8 protein-coding genes and 5 pseudogenes are annotated in these 15,248 nt (G+C 47.1%); 1 reads left to right on the top strand and 12 read right to left on the bottom strand.

What is annotated here, in order from left to right; genetic code table 11:
* Positions 1-129: 129 nt before the first annotated feature.
* From IPG22_06920 to IPG22_06875, 10 genes and pseudogenes are all read right to left on the bottom strand, one after another.
* Positions 130-1,301, bottom strand: a pseudogene (locus tag IPG22_06920) (SIR2 family protein).
* 46 nt (positions 1,302-1,347) lie between these two features.
* Positions 1,348-4,377: pseudogene (locus IPG22_06915) on the bottom strand (DEAD/DEAH box helicase family protein).
* Positions 4,378-4,744: pseudogene (locus IPG22_06910) on the bottom strand (type III restriction endonuclease subunit M).
* Between the two features lie 892 nt (positions 4,745-5,636).
* Positions 5,637-6,288 (bottom strand): annotated as a pseudogene (locus IPG22_06905) (site-specific DNA-methyltransferase).
* Positions 6,289-6,291: 3 nt separating this feature from the next.
* On the bottom strand, positions 6,292-6,492 hold the full coding sequence (locus tag IPG22_06900) for a hypothetical protein (GenBank protein ID MBK6588017.1): 201 nt from the start codon (positions 6,490-6,492) through the stop codon (positions 6,292-6,294).
* Positions 6,493-6,497: 5 nt separating this feature from the next.
* Positions 6,498-7,706 (bottom strand): DUF2779 domain-containing protein, encoded by a 1,209-nt coding sequence (locus tag IPG22_06895; GenBank protein MBK6588016.1) that lies wholly within the window; start codon positions 7,704-7,706, stop codon positions 6,498-6,500.
* The gene (locus tag IPG22_06890; GenBank protein ID MBK6588015.1) at positions 7,696-8,361 is read right to left on the bottom strand and encodes a DUF4391 domain-containing protein; all 666 of its coding nucleotides are present in this window, start codon (positions 8,359-8,361) and stop codon (positions 7,696-7,698) included. Before IPG22_06890 ends, IPG22_06895 begins: the two co-directional genes overlap by 11 nt.
* A gap of 4 nt (positions 8,362-8,365) precedes the next feature.
* A pseudogene (locus IPG22_06885) lies at positions 8,366-11,637 on the bottom strand (DEAD/DEAH box helicase family protein).
* A gap of 139 nt (positions 11,638-11,776) precedes the next feature.
* Positions 11,777-12,016 (bottom strand): CHAT domain-containing protein, encoded by a 240-nt coding sequence (locus tag IPG22_06880; GenBank protein MBK6588014.1) that lies wholly within the window; start codon positions 12,014-12,016, stop codon positions 11,777-11,779.
* 86 nt (positions 12,017-12,102) lie between these two features.
* Positions 12,103-13,581 carry a CHAT domain-containing protein gene (locus IPG22_06875; protein ID MBK6588013.1) on the bottom strand — a complete coding sequence of 493 codons (1,479 nt, stop codon included), beginning with the start codon at positions 13,579-13,581 and terminating at the stop codon, positions 12,103-12,105.
* Between the two features lie 507 nt (positions 13,582-14,088).
* Between IPG22_06875 and IPG22_06870 the strand changes: the two genes are divergently transcribed.
* Entirely contained in the window at positions 14,089-14,241 is a 153-nt protein-coding gene (locus tag IPG22_06870; protein ID MBK6588012.1) for a hypothetical protein, read from the top strand.
* A gap of 444 nt (positions 14,242-14,685) precedes the next feature.
* Here the strand turns inward: IPG22_06870 and IPG22_06865 are convergent, their stop codons facing one another.
* Both IPG22_06865 and IPG22_06860 read right to left on the bottom strand, forming a co-directional pair.
* Positions 14,686-14,934, bottom strand: a complete 249-nt coding sequence (locus IPG22_06865; GenBank protein MBK6588011.1) for a hypothetical protein — start codon at positions 14,932-14,934, stop codon at positions 14,686-14,688.
* Positions 14,931-15,194 carry a prolyl oligopeptidase family serine peptidase gene (locus IPG22_06860; GenBank protein MBK6588010.1) on the bottom strand — a complete coding sequence of 88 codons (264 nt, stop codon included), beginning with the start codon at positions 15,192-15,194 and terminating at the stop codon, positions 14,931-14,933. The genes IPG22_06865 and IPG22_06860 overlap by 4 nt, the downstream gene beginning before the upstream one ends.
* Between the last annotated feature and the right edge of the window lie 54 nt (positions 15,195-15,248).

The raw sequence follows: 15,248 nt of genomic DNA, 5'->3' as shown, positions 1-15,248 counted from the left end.
AATTTTGTACAGCCGCCCGTTCAATAATCGGAGCCGCCGAGGGAATCTCGTCAACTTCGACTTCCACGGATCCGGAATCAACTCTAATGACTGTGCCTAAATAGGTAACGTCCCTCTTCATTTTATTAATTAACTTGTCGGCTCCACTTTTCCTGAATTTGCGACGAGAAAATCCACAAGCAAATTAAAATCGCCAAGTTTCAGAGTCGCCTTCGCTTCATCCCAATACCAATCATGCTTTTCAGTAGGACTCACAGTCGCCTTATCAAATTTCCAATCCTCCAACGTTCCGTTTACAATTGCCTTCTTTGGTCCGGAACACACTCATGTTCATATGCGACGAGCCCAGCAACTTATCTAGACGTTCCACTTCAGCATCTTGATAACAAAAGGCGATACAGTACAGCCGATTGTTTTGCCGAGGACAATTGAAAATTATTTCATTAATATGTTGGTCCGAAAAATGAATATCCCGAAAAGATAAATAGTAGTTCACCGTCCAGAAGATAGTTCTTGAGGCGATCAAAATAGGCAATGAATGGCTGCTTCCTTGAGGAATCATACTTATCTTTAGATGGATATATGACCAATTCGTTATCTGGAATGCAGGACTTGTCGAATTTTCCGACCCTGATAATTCGGTGGGAGTTGTCAGCCGAATCGACTTTCCAGAACCAACAGGAACCGTGAATCTTCCAGAGTCTTATCCAATTAGTCGTCAGGTCGTTTCGGCTTACGAATTTATCGACACTTTCTTGTAAAAAGAACGGTTCGAAAGCTCCAACGAATCCGTCGAAATATGGAATATGGCAGGCTTCTAAAGACTTTTCAATAATTAGGTCATAGTTTGTGGTGAAGACCTCCTTGGAATATTCGCGATTCATGTTGTTAAGCCATGAAAGAACTTCTTTGTGGTCTTAATATCAGCTTTCTCTTCGCTCGAATTAATAATAGAGTAGATTAAGTTACATACCTCTTTATCCAACTCCTTGGCCGATTCGCCGCACACCGCAAGGAAATGTTTGGTTTTGGTCGCTTGTGATCTCCCTAACGCGTCTGATTTGATTGAGAATATCTTCAATGTTGACTTTGTGGTCGGTAATTGTCGTAACCAGATCATCTTTAATGATTTTGAAGTTCTTTAGCCCTTCGTCTTTCAGTTGTTTTTCAACCTCATTCGTGAGCATCTCTATATTGGGAATATTTAGAGCACATGAGGTTCCCGCTCCAAAGAAAAACCCAATGTTCTTCGCGTAGGCCAGCTGCGTTTTGAGTTCCCGTATTTCTTTTACTACGTCCATATCTTTTTTTTATGTTTTCACGAAGCTACATCCTCAACGCCGGACGCTATTTCACCAATTCCATTAGTTTACCGTAGCTATCAACAACATCGTATTTCACTTGAGCCGAAGTAATTTTCGCGAAGAACTTCCGAGCATTCGATCTTGGATTGTTCGATTTTTCGCAAATCCATTGACGAAAGTGATCCTTTCGTTTCGGCGACGAAGTAAACATGTTTTACGAGTCCCTCTTTGAAAGAAATGGCCCAGTCAGGTTGTAATCGCCAACGGGTGTCGGGATCGAGAATCCTTTTTGGCAGCTTGGCATAAACGACAACTTCTTCACTTGTGTCAAGATCCGTCACAAATGCCCTCTCAATTTTTGAGTCAGTGAAGACGTAATCATAGACATGCCGCTTTAGCTTGTCTCCGGCTTGGCTAAAATTCTGCTTTGCCTTGTCTGAGTGAAGATATCGGTGTCGTACTTTTCGACAACCGGATCATAAGCAAGATGTTCGACGATCACGGTCGCCTTTTGCTCGTTTATGAAGGTTGAGGCTTTAGAAATAAAATCTTCGGGATTCGTTTTGTATTGCTGGAAAACTGCGTTATTTACGCCCCCAAGAATGTCTGCAACGGTTTTGCGCGTGAGTTGTGTTCCTTCAGCGACCTTGCCGATCAGATCATATTTTACGGACGACTGGATCGATGCCGCTACGCTTTCGGTGGCGGTTTCGTCGAGGGTAAAAGCTTCGCCCTGTTGGAGTTCATCGTAGGACGCCGTCTCAGTTTGTTGACCGCGTTGAACTGTATATTGAAGCGGCGTAACCCGCAGCTCTGAGTTGAGGGTGGCGATACATTTACCCACCAACTCCGAAGATTCAAAATGCACAGTGTAAGCGGCCTTCTGGTTAATCCGGCTCCAAAGCTCTTTGAATTCCTTCTTGTCAAAGTTGGCGTTTAGCGGATTCACCTGTGTTTTGCGACCGTCGTCGATTCCGGGCATTTGGGCATCGCTAAACACGGTGTCGATAAGTGCGAAAACTTGGTCTCCATGGGCGGTCAACACCGCTGGCAAAGGAGCCAGCGTTTCGTCCTTTTTATCATTGTGGTACTTCTCGGTAATGTGTTGATCGACATCCACGTAGCCGTTTTGAATTAGATAAAACTCCATGTGCCCGGCCATTTCAGGGGTAACGGTAATGTCTCCGGCAGGCGTGGTTAGAACCTTGTTTTTAAAATATTCTCGGTTGGCGATTCGGGGCCGACTCGACAGAGATTCACTAATGTCGCGTTGCAGTGCAGTAACAAAATCGGTGTAGCTCTCGCTCGTCACAACAGTCAGGAGATTGATGTCATGCACGGTTGCGGGATTATCCATGCGGTCACCGGCTTGATTGACCGATATTCGCATACCGCGACCCACTTCCTGGCGTCGAGAGATCGTATTGTCGCTGTGCTTTAGCGTACAGATAACAAAGACATTCGGGTTGTCCCAGCCTTCGCGAAGAGCTGAGTGCGAAAAGATAAATCGCACTGGTTCGTCAAAGGAAAGGAGCCTTTCCTTGTCTTTAAGTATCAGATCGTAAGCGTCAACATCGTCGGTTTGCCCCGCGGTTTCGCCACGGGCCGCAACCGTGGGATCGACAAGTCGTTTACTTTTCTTGTCGATTGAAAAATAGCCGTTATGCGTTCTTTCGGGTTGAATACCATCTAGATACTTTGTATATGGATCATCGATTAGTAGCCGATTCTCGCTCAACAGGTTCTTGTATTCTTCCTCGAACATTTGTGCGTACTCGCCGGCGCTTTCTCCAGTTTCGTCATATCGCCGATATTTCGCCACCGTATCGATAAAGAAAAGCGAAAGCACCTTAATACCCTGATGGAAAAGCATTCGCTCTTTTTCGAAATGAGATTTAATCGCTTCGCGAATCTGGATTCGGCAATACTTCCTCATTCTGGTCGTTTACGACCTCGCCAGCACTTATTTCCTCACCATTGGTAAAGCTAATCGTATTTGTCCGTGCGTCGATCTCGGAAACGACAAAGCCCTTGTATTGATCTAGCCCTTGCGATAGATCAAAGAGGTTATCGCGCTTATTCAGTTTACGAGTGATTCTCTTAATGCCGTTTCCTTGCTTTATCTCAAATTCAACCGATGCAACGGGCGGCTTATCAGCAGATATTTGTATGCCTTCGAGGTAAAGATAGGCGTTCGTTCCTGTCAGGCCTCTAACTGAGATTCCGCGAACCGCGATCTTTTTGACAAGTTTTTGATTGTAGGCATCAAGCGCGTCTAGGCGATGAATCTTGTTGTATTCCTTTTGTGGGTTGCCGAATAGCGAAGGATCATCAGCGGATTAAATTCGCTTAGTGATCCCATAGTTGCATCGCCGCCCATCTTCTGAGGTTCATCGAGTATCAAAATTGGCCGGTTGCTTTTAATAACGTCGATCGGCTTACGCGACTGAAAATCATCTAGCTCTTCATATATACGACGGGCATCTTGTCCACGAGCGTTAAATGCTTGGACATTGATTATCATTACGTTGATGCCGGCGTCCGATGAATAGCTCTCCAAATTGTGAAGCTGTTTTGAGTTATAGACGAAAAACCGCACACGTTTGCCATAGTCTTCCAAGAAATGGTCGGCGGTGATTTCAAAAGACTTATGAACTCCCTCTCGGATTGCGATGCTCGGCACAACAACGATGAATTTGCTCCAACCGTATTGCCGGTTTAGCTCAAACATCGACTTGATGTAGCAGTAGGTTTTGCCGGTTCCGGTCTCCATCTCGACATCAAGGTTGATCGGACAACCTGTTCGAGTATCACCGACAACCGCCGACGAAATAGGCAGGTTTTGGTGACGCTGAACCGCCTGAATGTTTTCCAGTAGCTGAGACGACGTTAGACGAACATCTTCGTTTTTGAAACCCGCAACCTCGAGAGAACTCAAAAGCGTTGCGACCCCTTCGCGGCCCGGATCGACACGATACTTTACGCCAGCACTAGCAGGCTGCCCTTTGAAGCAATCCACGACCGCGTTGACGGCCTCAGTCTGATATTCCTGTTTTTTGAATTTCAGCTTCATTTATATGGACTTGACCTCAGTTGTGGGTGATATCAGTTTGAAAATCTGTTCGACGTTTATCTTGGCCGCGTCGGACGCGAAACCGGAATCGCGGAAGACGACGCGGAGAGGTTTGCGGTTTGCCAGCTGCTTTACAAAATCCTCGTCAATGCCTGTGTCGAAGCATGCTACAAGGGCGTTGTTGTCCACAAAGAAGACGGTTCTGTCAGATACAGTTTCCTTGCTGATCTGCAACGCGATGTCAACTCCCCAGTCGAGAAGAACTTGGAACAACAGGTCTTCTGATGTGCGGTCTTCCTTTATGTTACCAACTTGGTCGAGAAGGTTCCGCTGTTCCGCTGTCGGGCGAGTAATAGACATCCTTCATATTGGATGTATCGACCTTTAGCACGCGAAAGCCGATGTCGAGATCCGCACCCATCAGCCCGGCCTCTTCTTTGATTTTTTTGCCCGCACGACGGATGCGTTCTTTGCCGATCTCAGCGATTGTTTTGTATCCGGCCTTCAAAGGCGCTTCGGTTCTTCAGGGACACCTCTGGCAGTTGAACCATGATGAATTTCCGATTCCCGCCGTCGTCTGCGTTGGTTGCAATGCCGCGTGAGCGGTTCGACGAACCCGAGAAGAAATCAAAATTACCTGATCTCCGCCGTGGTAAATAACTCGTCAATTGCCGTAAATCAAGCCAGTTCTTGTGGGCTTTCGATAACTTCGAATATCTTTTCTTTCAACCGAATAGTTCCGAAATCTCTGAAAAAACACTCTTCATGACCGTCCTTCGGCGTCGAAAAGATAGCTGATAATTCGAGGCACCGTCCTTTATCGGCCTAAAGACCATTCCCCGTTTCCAAATTCTTTCCAAGGGCTGTCCTCCGTGGAAACGCCATCCAATCGTCATCAAAACGGTTTTCCTGTTACTGGAGCAGTTTATCGCCCCGCTACGGCCATCCGCTGGCCAGTTATGTTCCCGTCGTTTAAATGGGCTTATGTGGTCCCACCTTAGAATCCCGCCCGGTTTTTCGCATCGGGAATAGCTTCTAGAAGTCCTCGCCATTCTCGTTGAATTTGGATTCCTTATACTTAGCCTGCAAATTGGCGAAAAGTTCTTCGCTTCTTCAAACCCCGGCTTTGCCGCAATATTCTTTTTGTCGCGGAGCAATTGTTTGACTTTGAGTCATCGAAATTTCGTGACCAACCGAGAAGATTTTCGCGTCATTTTTCCGATTTTCGATCCCAAACCAGGAAGCAATTTCATTTCATTTCCGAATATCTCATCGCAGTGCTTCCTTGGCTCTAAATCAGCGTCATCAATCGACAACCACGAAGCCGTCGTCTCGCAGAAAATTTCTGGCCAGTCTTCAATCGGGCGTACATCATCGAAAGCCAATCCGAATGAAATCTACCATTCGTTTCAGTATTTGCAACCAACCTATTTCCTTCTTCATCGTTTTGCATGGACCGCTCAAAATAAGCATCCTGATCCTCCGCAAAATCGTCCTCGTATATAAAATCGTTTCCGGTGTTATACGGCGGGTCGATGTAGATCATCTTGACCTTGCCGAGATATGTTTCCTGGAGCAGTTTGAGGGCGTCGAGATTGTCGCCCTCGATGTAGAGGTTTTTTGTAGTGTCGAAATCGACCGATTCCTCGCGACAGGGTCGAAGTGTTCGGGGGATCGGTGCATTTGCCGTCAACAACGCTTCGCGTTTGCCCGGCCAGTCCAGATGATACCGCTCGTGCGGCCCTTCTACGATGGAGCCTGAAAGCTCCTGACGAAGCTGGTCAAAATCTATAGCCCGATTTAGATTCCCGTTATCGTCTTTTGATTCTGTAACGCAATTTGGGAAAAGCTCCGCGAGACGGCGATATTCTCGTCGGTAAAATCCGGAGTTAGCATTTTTAACTTTTCCATAAGTCAGGTCGTCAACAGGTGATTGTATATCTCGACCATCGCAAGCGTATCGCGATGGCAGTAAGTCTCAAGGTCCCGAAAGGTTTTGTCTCGCTCTTCCTGCGTTCCGCGACCGGTCGCCGCGTGATACCACTTAATAGAGGCCGTCAGGCCATCAGCAATATCCATTCCTTCGTACGAAAGGTCTGTAATCACGGGAAGCACCTTTTTTATCGAGTCCCGACCGCGAAAGCGAGGGTGCGCATATATAGACGTCGCGAGAATACCTTTCGAAGGTCGTAAACATTCTCATTAAGCTTTTCTAGAAACGGAGCATAGTCGGGAAACATCTCACCCATTTCTGTATTGCGTGTTTTTTCAAAGCCTTCGCTCCAAATAATAATGGTGCCAGTTCGTCCATTAAGATCTTCGTGAAGACGCTCGACAATCTCCTCTGTAGGATGGCGCCCATCATTTCTCGATAGATGATATGAATGCCTTGTTTCGGCTCCCGGCTCATCGATTGTGTGGAGGGAATACTGAAACACCATTTGCTGGTAAGGTCGAGTGCTCTTAAACTTCGGCACCGCGGGATTGAAGCTCTCGTAGTCAAGAAAATTTAACGGAAACGTGAGACCGTCGATCTCGCCTTTGATAGTTTCCTTATCGATATATGGCTGTCCGGAACGCTCGACTGCAACTATCGCCGCCTCACGATCGGTCAAGGCAAAGTCAGTTGGTATGTCAGTGAGATTTAATATGCTATCTGTTAGGAGTGTGTTAAGTTTCTTCGAACCAGCATTGAAGAGATTGGAGACGTTGTATTCGGGAATGTCTGGATAATGCCTCAAAATGAACCGGCAACCTAGCTTATTGGCTTTGCAGTATCCGATGAGACTCGCGGCTGGCTCTGTTTCGTCCAAGGCTGCGGTAGCGATCTCGATCTGCTGCTCTATGGAGCCTTTATTCTGGCTTACGAACTCAGTCTCGTCGGAGCTAGTTAATAGGCTTTGAACATCCAACTCACCATTGAATACATATGAGTTGTCGAGAAAAATAAGGTGACCTTTTCTGAGGTTAAAACCAGCCTTTTCAGCCACAATGCACTGGAAAGTCAGATCTATCTGATACTCTTCTTTGGCCTTTGTCCCAGACTTGACCTCATATATCTCAATCTCCTCGGTAACTTTATCGGTAAGTACGATGTCGGCCTTGGCGTATAAGGTGTCGGTCTGAAATTCCGTACCAAAGTCGACGGTAACATCATTGCGGTCTTTGAAGCCGGCCAGAGTCGTAGCTAAACCCTCAACCTCATAACCAGCTTCCCGGCGGAGTTGATAATCGAGCGACGGCTCACTTTTCTCCTCAGGAAAATGGTGGTCAAGCCAGTACTCATTCTTGCAAGTCAGGAATCTCTGAAAATCAGATTTAGTCAGCATATCGTTCCAGTTTGTCTATAGCCGTTCGAAGTTCTCGCAGGATGCTATTTAACTCGACCTTGCGATTGAACTGCTTTTCCTTCTGCATTCGAGCTTCTATCTTCGCAGCCTCATTTTCTTTACTCCGAATTTCAGAAAGCCGTTGCACCTGTGCCCTTATATCCTCGCCAGCCTTTCTCGAAACCGGCATCAACCGACGAAGCATCTGTTCGTATAAAAGGCTGAGATCCAGAGCGACGGGTAAAACCTCTCGTCGAGCACTTTCCTTTTGCCAACCGCTTTCAAAATAAATGTCCGTAACCCATTTATTCGAGTCACCCTCGCTTGGACGTTTGAAAGCAGCCTTTGTTTTAATCTGCCCCTCAAAAATTAGCTCATAGACGATCGGGAATGGTATTGCCGTATCGATGCAACGTAAGACCTCTTCCCGAACCTCCGGGGTTCTTAGCGTAATCGAGAAAATCTCGATCTCGGGAACATCCTTTTTTGCTCGGAGATTGACCGTTTCGGGCGACAGCTTGTATTGCCAGACTATCTTGTCTATCTGCTTTACAAATTTATCACGCAACGCCGCTGAAGGCCGTGCGTGTTCGTAGATTTTACTCTTCGGGACAATGCGTCCGAATTCTGATTGTTGGGGATATGAGAATAACATCGCATCATCCTTCCTTTTGAACGACGACAAACGCGATAAGTTCAAAATCGTCAAGACCAGAAGCGGTTTCGACGAGAGCCGTCGTTTTCCCTACACTGAACAAGCTATCGAGATCGCTATCTTCTTTTATATCGATGATGGAGTTGATGGCCTTGCCCAGCAACTCGGAATATGGCTCCATATTGCGCCCATCGTCGGTTGCCTGATTGAATATCTTACAAACGTCCGCAATCGGTTCCTTTTTGCCTGAGCACGCATTGCGAACCATATCGAGAAGGCGTTTAACTTCCGTGTGGTCGGTTATCACTTCGCCATCGTTTCCGACATAGACCAGATAATACGGATGCAGGCGATTATGAAGGGCCACCCGAACACCCTGATTTCGATTGCGAAGAGCGAAAATGACACCGGGGTTTAATCCGTTTTCATTTGGCGGAACGACCGCATGCAGTCCATTTGGCAAACCGCCAAGGTCGGTGTTGACCTTGACGTAATTCAGCAAATCCATGCGGAAATCATTCAGGCCAAGATCTGTAATGGAAACCCCAGTTTTGAGATCCTCCATTTCGATGACCTCTTCCTGAAGTCGCCGAAGCTGTTCCTTTCGATACGAAAGATCATTTGCTTTGGCGCTCAACGGATTGTCGTCACCGGTTGCCGTCACGTCCGCAATGACCATCCGGTTTTCAACCCGCTCTTTGAGGTTGATATATTCATCCAGCGTAATATCAGGCCAGTAATTTACCAGCTGGATACTCTCATTCTGCGAACCGATACGGTCAATGCGCCCGAAGCGCTGAATGATCCGCACCGGGTTCCAATGTATGTCGTAATTGATTAGGTAATCGCAGTCCTGAAGATTTTGCCCCTCCGAAATACAATCAGTGCCGATGAGAAAATCAATCTCTCGCGGTTCACCGGGTAAGACAGCGGCTTTCTCTTTTGATCGCGGAGAAAAGAGCGTCAGGATTGACTGGAAATCATAATGTTTTTCGAGCGTGGATTTTGGGCTATCGCCGCCAGTAACCTTTGCGGTGTGTAGGCCGTGCTTTACGAGAAAATGACTCGCAATATGCTCGTATAGATAATTTGCCGTATCCGCAAAGGCGGTAAAAAGCAGAACCTTTTTGTTTCCCGGATTGATCGGCGAGGTAAGTTTACTCTCAAGTTCGACTTTCAGATGCTGGAGTTTTGAATCGTCAGCGGGCGAGACTTTCCATTTCCTCGATCAGATATTCGATTACGTCGAGGTCCGCTTTTAGGTCATGCTCCCAACGCGGAAGATCCATATCGGAAAGACTGATTTGCACTTTGCCGCCGATCTGCATTTCTTCGTCGTACGGGTCCGGGAAATCGTCATCTTCGGGTTCGGCATCTTCGTAAGCCAGCGAGACATCAGTGATGTTCAAGTCTTTGCCGCCTTGTTGAAAGGCCTCGATTTGACCAAGCGTCCGAAGATGGTTGGCTTTTAACTTTTTCAAAGTCAAACGAAAAGCCTCGACCGAGCTTTCGAGCCGTTTTAGCAGATTGATGGTCATCAGGGCCTGAAGGCTCTTTTCCCGATCGGCTTGTCTAAATTTGCTCTTTCCCTCGTGGACTTCGGTGTCGTACATCGCCTCGTATTTGGCGAGTCGACTATCGAGAATGTAAAGAATCGGAGCATACACCGCGAGTTTCATCAGGGTAAGCTGACCAAATATTTCGTTGAAACCGATCACATCATCCCGACTGGTTAAAGGACAGTGATGTGAGATGGGATGACGGCGTTCGGGAAAGTTGCCGATGTCGCTGGTATCGTAATATTTCTCAATGTGCTTACGCGACCGGGCGATGGTTACGCTGTCGAGCAGTTCAAAAAAATCGAAATCCAGTGATTTCATTATCGCCTCAGGGTTCGTTCCTCAGGCGGAAGTTTTGACCAGACGTTGAACGCCGACTGGGCACGGCGAAATATTTCTTCGACACTCCGTTCCGTTTTCAGATTTCGGCTAAGGTTCTCGGATTCGCCTTCGTAAGCCAAAGCAAGCTGATTACGCAGGTCAGCAAACCTATTATTCACCGGGGTCGCCGACAGCATGAGAACCTTGGTCTTGACACCCTGTTTGATAACCGAGTTCATCAATTTTTGGTACCGAGTTTCTCGCTCCTTAAATGCTTCGTTTGTCCGAAAATTGTGCGACTCATCAATGACGACTAGATCGTAGTTTCCCCAATTGATCTTGTTTAACGGCAAGCCCAGCGAATAGCCGCTAGTACGTTGTAAATCCGTATGGCAAAGCACATCGTAATTGAACCGATCTTTGGCAAAAATGTTGGTCGTTAAATTGCCTTTATAATTCGTCCAGTTTTCCGCGAGTTTTTTTGGGCATAGAACCAATACGGATCGATTGCGAAGCTCGTAGTATTTGACAACAGCGAGGGCCGAGAACGTTTTACCAAGGCCAACGCTGTCTGCCAAGATACAGCCGCTAAAGGTTTCGAGCTTGTTTATGATCCCGGTCGCCGCATCTTTTTGGAAATTAAATAACTTGTTCCAAACCAAGCTGTCCTGATAACCCGTCAGATCGTTTGGCAAAACATCTTCGTTCAAATCTTCAAGAAACTCATTGAAGATATTAAAAAGCATCAGGAAATAGATTCGTTCCGGCGAGTTTTCCTTATAGACCGAGGCGATATGTTCGCGAAGTCTAGAGGTGACGTCTTCGAGTTTGTCCGTGTCGTTCCATATCTGGTCAAAGAGATTCAGATAGGTATTCGTGTACAAAGACTCATCAAATTTATTCACGATGTTCGATACCGCGTTACCTTGCTCGTAACCGAGATCGACCGCCGGAATCCGTGAAATGGCATATAAACAGCTTCAGATTCGCCGTCTACGACACACGCGAACTGCTGCATTGCGGCTTTGCTGCGATTTGACCGAAATTTAGCTTTTCGACACATCCAATCAGCGCATTCTTTGGCAATCGCCCGCTGAGTTAGTTTGTTTTTAAGAAGAATTTCAAACTCGCTGCCATAGAAGTCGCGTTCTCGTTCAAGTTTAGGAATGTGAAATTCTCGTCGCTCTTTTCTGATCTTGTCAGTGACCTCATCAGGAACAAAAGTTGGGGACGTAAAGACAAATTCCACCGATTCAACTCTTTCAAGTTCCTTTCTTAACGCTTCAAAGGCGTATATCGAGAAGCACGACGCCGCAATTTTCAACTTTGATCTCGGTTTGATCGTTTGCCTGAGGTTTTCACCGAGAAGTTGATTAATATTATCAATAATTTCCATGTGCGAGTTTTTTGAATGACGATTTAGGCGATCCGAGTTTATTTGCTATAGTAATGCAAACAAACAAGTTAAACAACGGAAGATGTCGCTAGGTGTTGTGCCTAGATGTTCCAATACCGAGCAGGTCGTTGTCCGAAGGTCAGAAATCTTTCAAAAAGATGGGAGGCGTCTGGAGTGAACTATCGGAAACAATTAGAAACAACCAGAAACTAGACGATGCCCAGTGGAAGGGTTGATGAACGCCTGATGATTTATTCTGTGTCACCGAAACGGCCGCTTTCTGATGCGCCTGAGCGCTTGAGTGTCCGCTGAGATACTCTGAATAAAATGCCGTAGCAATCAATTGCGTTGACTTATCACTTGAGGTCCACTGCGACAAGATTACCGACGAAGTCTCCGTGCCCAAAATTGCCCCAGAATACCGGTCAACTCTTCGCCGGTAATGGTTTTGCCTGCGTCACACCGTTAGCGATAGTCGCCTAGAAGAAAGAAAGCCGCCCAGAAATAAGGCTCGTGCGATCCAGCTGATTTGTTTTGGATCATTGATAAAGATGCAGCCTGTAAAGCCTTCGCTGTCGAACTCCCCTCACGATAATGCTCGTAGAATTTCTGGGTAAACAGCTCAGTTGACCGGTCATTCGCCTCCCACTGTGCGGATATCACCGACGAACTTCCTGACCCCAGGAGCGCCCATGCGATACTTACGAGTCCTTCACCATTAAGCACATTGCTCGTTTCGCACGAGGCGAGAAACGTGAGGTTCTGCTTTTTGAGACGAATGCTTAGAAGGTCTTGCACGGTGATACGCCCCGGATCCTTGCCGTTCGCCTTAAACGCCAAAAAAGACTCCAGCGGTTCATCCGGGTTGAGTTGTGCGTGCATCGAGAAGTGTAAAATGTCGGAGTCACCGGCAGAGCCAAGGAACTGCATTCGTGTCGCACCAATAAAAGGCTTCGATCCAAAAATGCCTGCGATTTTTGCAGCTTCGCGATTAACGTACGCCAAATAACGGTCTTGAAATGAATCATTAGCAAAAACCTGAACGGTTTTTCGGATTGGAGCCGGCTGCCGGAGTTCGTTCAGAAGCATTGATACAGACGGAGAGTAGGTTACGGTTCGATCTTCGATCAGATAAGATTCACCATCAGGGCTTAATGCATGGAACGGAATCTTCCACAAGCCTTTGTCCGGTACGATCACGATATGGTTCGCCTTCAGCGACAATGGAGCAAGTAGCTTGTCATAGATTTCTTTTCCGTCGTTCTTGAAGAAGATCCTATCGCGAATCTTTGTTCGGATGGATTGTGCAATCAGACCAGCCTCCCTCTCTGAAAGCGACAATTCGACCGAGCGGACTGGTTTTCGGTCCTCGATTACATACGCTCGCAACTGGCCACCGGGATTGAAAAAGTATGAGACAATCGCGGTGTCATGAAGTAGATTTTTATTGTTGAGCAAATCCCGATCGACTTTTCGTTTAGTTTCGGTTTGAGGTAAAGAGAGAGCTACGGATTTCTCAATACCCGCCAATTCCTCGCGCGCGTTCCCGCCATCAACTAATTGAGTTGAGAGATTCTCCACAAGTTTGCGGGTCTCGATATCTAGATCGGCTTTACGCCGAAGGGCCGAATTCTCGATGCGATCACGAAGTACACGAGCCTTTGAGTAATCGGCAAGTTCTAAAGCGGCAGTTGCGTTGTTTCCGCTATCTTCAATTTCTGCCATCAACCTGTAAACGGAATGGTACGTCTCCAGCATCGACAACGACAACAGGGTGTCTTCTGTCGGTCGATCACTTTCGATGATCGCTGCTGAGCGCCTTGCGTACTCAATGGCCAATTGCTGTTCCTTTAATTGCCAGTATCCCTTGGCCAGACTAAAATATACGCCCGGCAGATCCTCACGAAAGTTACCTTCCTCAGTGATCTTCTCTAGGACCTTCATTTGCTTGATCAATCCGGCCCAGTCTTTTCTTCTTTCGGCGAGGATTGCCTTCCAGTGCGGAACGATATACTCGGAATGAGCCTTCAGCGATTCGAGTTCCTTGAAACATTGCTCGGACACCTCAGTTCGTCCTTGTAGGCCGGCGATAACCGCTTTTCCCAGGATCGATTCAAATTGAAATCTCTTTTTCCGATCGACGCGGTCAAGTGTAATGAGATGTTTCTCGGCGCTCTTTAGGTCACCGTCGTATAGGGAAGTGAGTATAAGCGGAGTGAGAAATAGAGAGCTCTGATATTCGTCGTTCGCTGCTAAGGCAAGTCTCAGGCCCGTTTCACGCATTTGCTTTGCTCTTCGCGCCTGAGCCGCCGCACTTAGAAGCCCTCCGAACTCGTAGAGTGCGAGGCGGTGACGGAATTTGAATTCGGTTTTCTCGCTGATCTTGACCAGTCTTTCTCCGTACTCTATCGCTCTTGCATAATTGAATTTGGATGCCCACGCGAGGCTTAGATGTCCAAGGACATCGAGGTGCGCGGATATAGGAAGGCCGTTAGCCAGTTTCTCGGCTTTTTCAAGCCAGATGATCGCAGCCACGTCGTACCCGGACGAGTACATTATCCGGCCGATGGCGAGATGATATTCGACCTTGATTTGCGGATCTGAAGGAGCAGCTACGATCGCGCTGCGGGCGGACTTTATCGCAGATGGAAAGTCCCGCTGGGTACGGAAATGCGTGGCCCTAGCCAGATACGCTGCCGCAATTCTTCGAGGCTGTCTTGAGATTTCAGCGTCTGCCAAGGCTTCTTCGAGAACCGTCGCCGCCACTTCATACCTCTCCAGCCGCATCAGGGCCAGAGCATAAAAAACGTTAATTTCGGAAGAGGTGGCCACTGCTCCGGTCTTGCGTGCTTTCAGAAGAGCTTCAGGGGCTTGGCTCACAACCTCGTCGAATTGTCCGTTGTTGAAGAAAATTCGTAAAGGCGAAAGGGCATTTGATTGACCTTGGATTCCAACGGCCGCAAGAAGTAAAAGTAGCAAGCCGGTGAATATTGACCGGCTTGCTAATGCTAATCCAATTAAACACCCTTTCGAAAAGCTCTGGTTCATTTAGTTATCTCGAGGGCGGCAGTCACCGTTGCCGTTATCACCGCCCTCAGTATTCGGACGACAGTTTTGGCATATTCGGAAGGGGCAGCTTTCACCGCCGAATGCCGATAGGACCTGTTCCAAGACGAACGTGAGGACTCCCGGAGCGGCCCCAGCAGTACCCGCTATAAGCGGTCCCGTCGCAAAGATGTTGCCGACCAGACATATCGAAAGCACCAGCATTAAGCCAAGTGATTTTATTTTCTTCATTTGTTTTCTCCTTTTTTGTTTAGTTGTTGCCTCAAAAACTCATACATCGCTGTAGTTACATAACGACCGGCCACGCCGTGTCCTGCTTCTTTTGCATATATGAACCAAACTTCGTTCCCCTTTTTCTGTAGTTGGGACTTGAGGTCGAGAACGTTTTTCTCGGGATTTCTTGAATCCAGCTTTCCCCTAGTCATAAATAACGGAGCACTGCTCCAACGATCTACGTTGTTTAATGGAGAAAGATCGTCAAGTTCTTTCATTAGTTTGTCGTCTTTCGGATCGCCGTATTCGTTGATCGAGAAGTCGTCAATAGA

The organism is Acidobacteriota bacterium (assembly GCA_016703965.1).
Taxonomy (GTDB): domain Bacteria; phylum Acidobacteriota; class Blastocatellia; order Pyrinomonadales; family Pyrinomonadaceae; genus OLB17.
This window is presented reverse-complemented; position numbering and strand designations above follow the sequence as displayed.

Bases quoted from the DNA above. Each gene is read 5' to 3' on its own strand.
- IPG22_06875 (MBK6588013.1), bottom strand. From the start codon at position 13,581: ATGAAGGTCCTAGAGAAGATCACTGAGGAAGGTAACTTTCGTGAGGAT.
- IPG22_06865 (MBK6588011.1), bottom strand. From the start codon at position 14,934: ATGAAGAAAATAAAATCACTTGGCTTAATGCTGGTGCTTTCGATATGT.
- IPG22_06890 (MBK6588015.1), bottom strand. From the start codon at position 8,361: ATGTTATTCTCATATCCCCAACAATCAGAATTCGGACGCATTGTCCCG.
- IPG22_06895 (MBK6588016.1), bottom strand. From the start codon at position 7,706: ATGCTGACTAAATCTGATTTTCAGAGATTCCTGACTTGCAAGAATGAG.
- IPG22_06870 (MBK6588012.1), top strand. From the start codon at position 14,089: ATGTCCAAGGACATCGAGGTGCGCGGATATAGGAAGGCCGTTAGCCAG.
- IPG22_06860 (MBK6588010.1), bottom strand. From the start codon at position 15,194: ATGAAAGAACTTGACGATCTTTCTCCATTAAACAACGTAGATCGTTGG.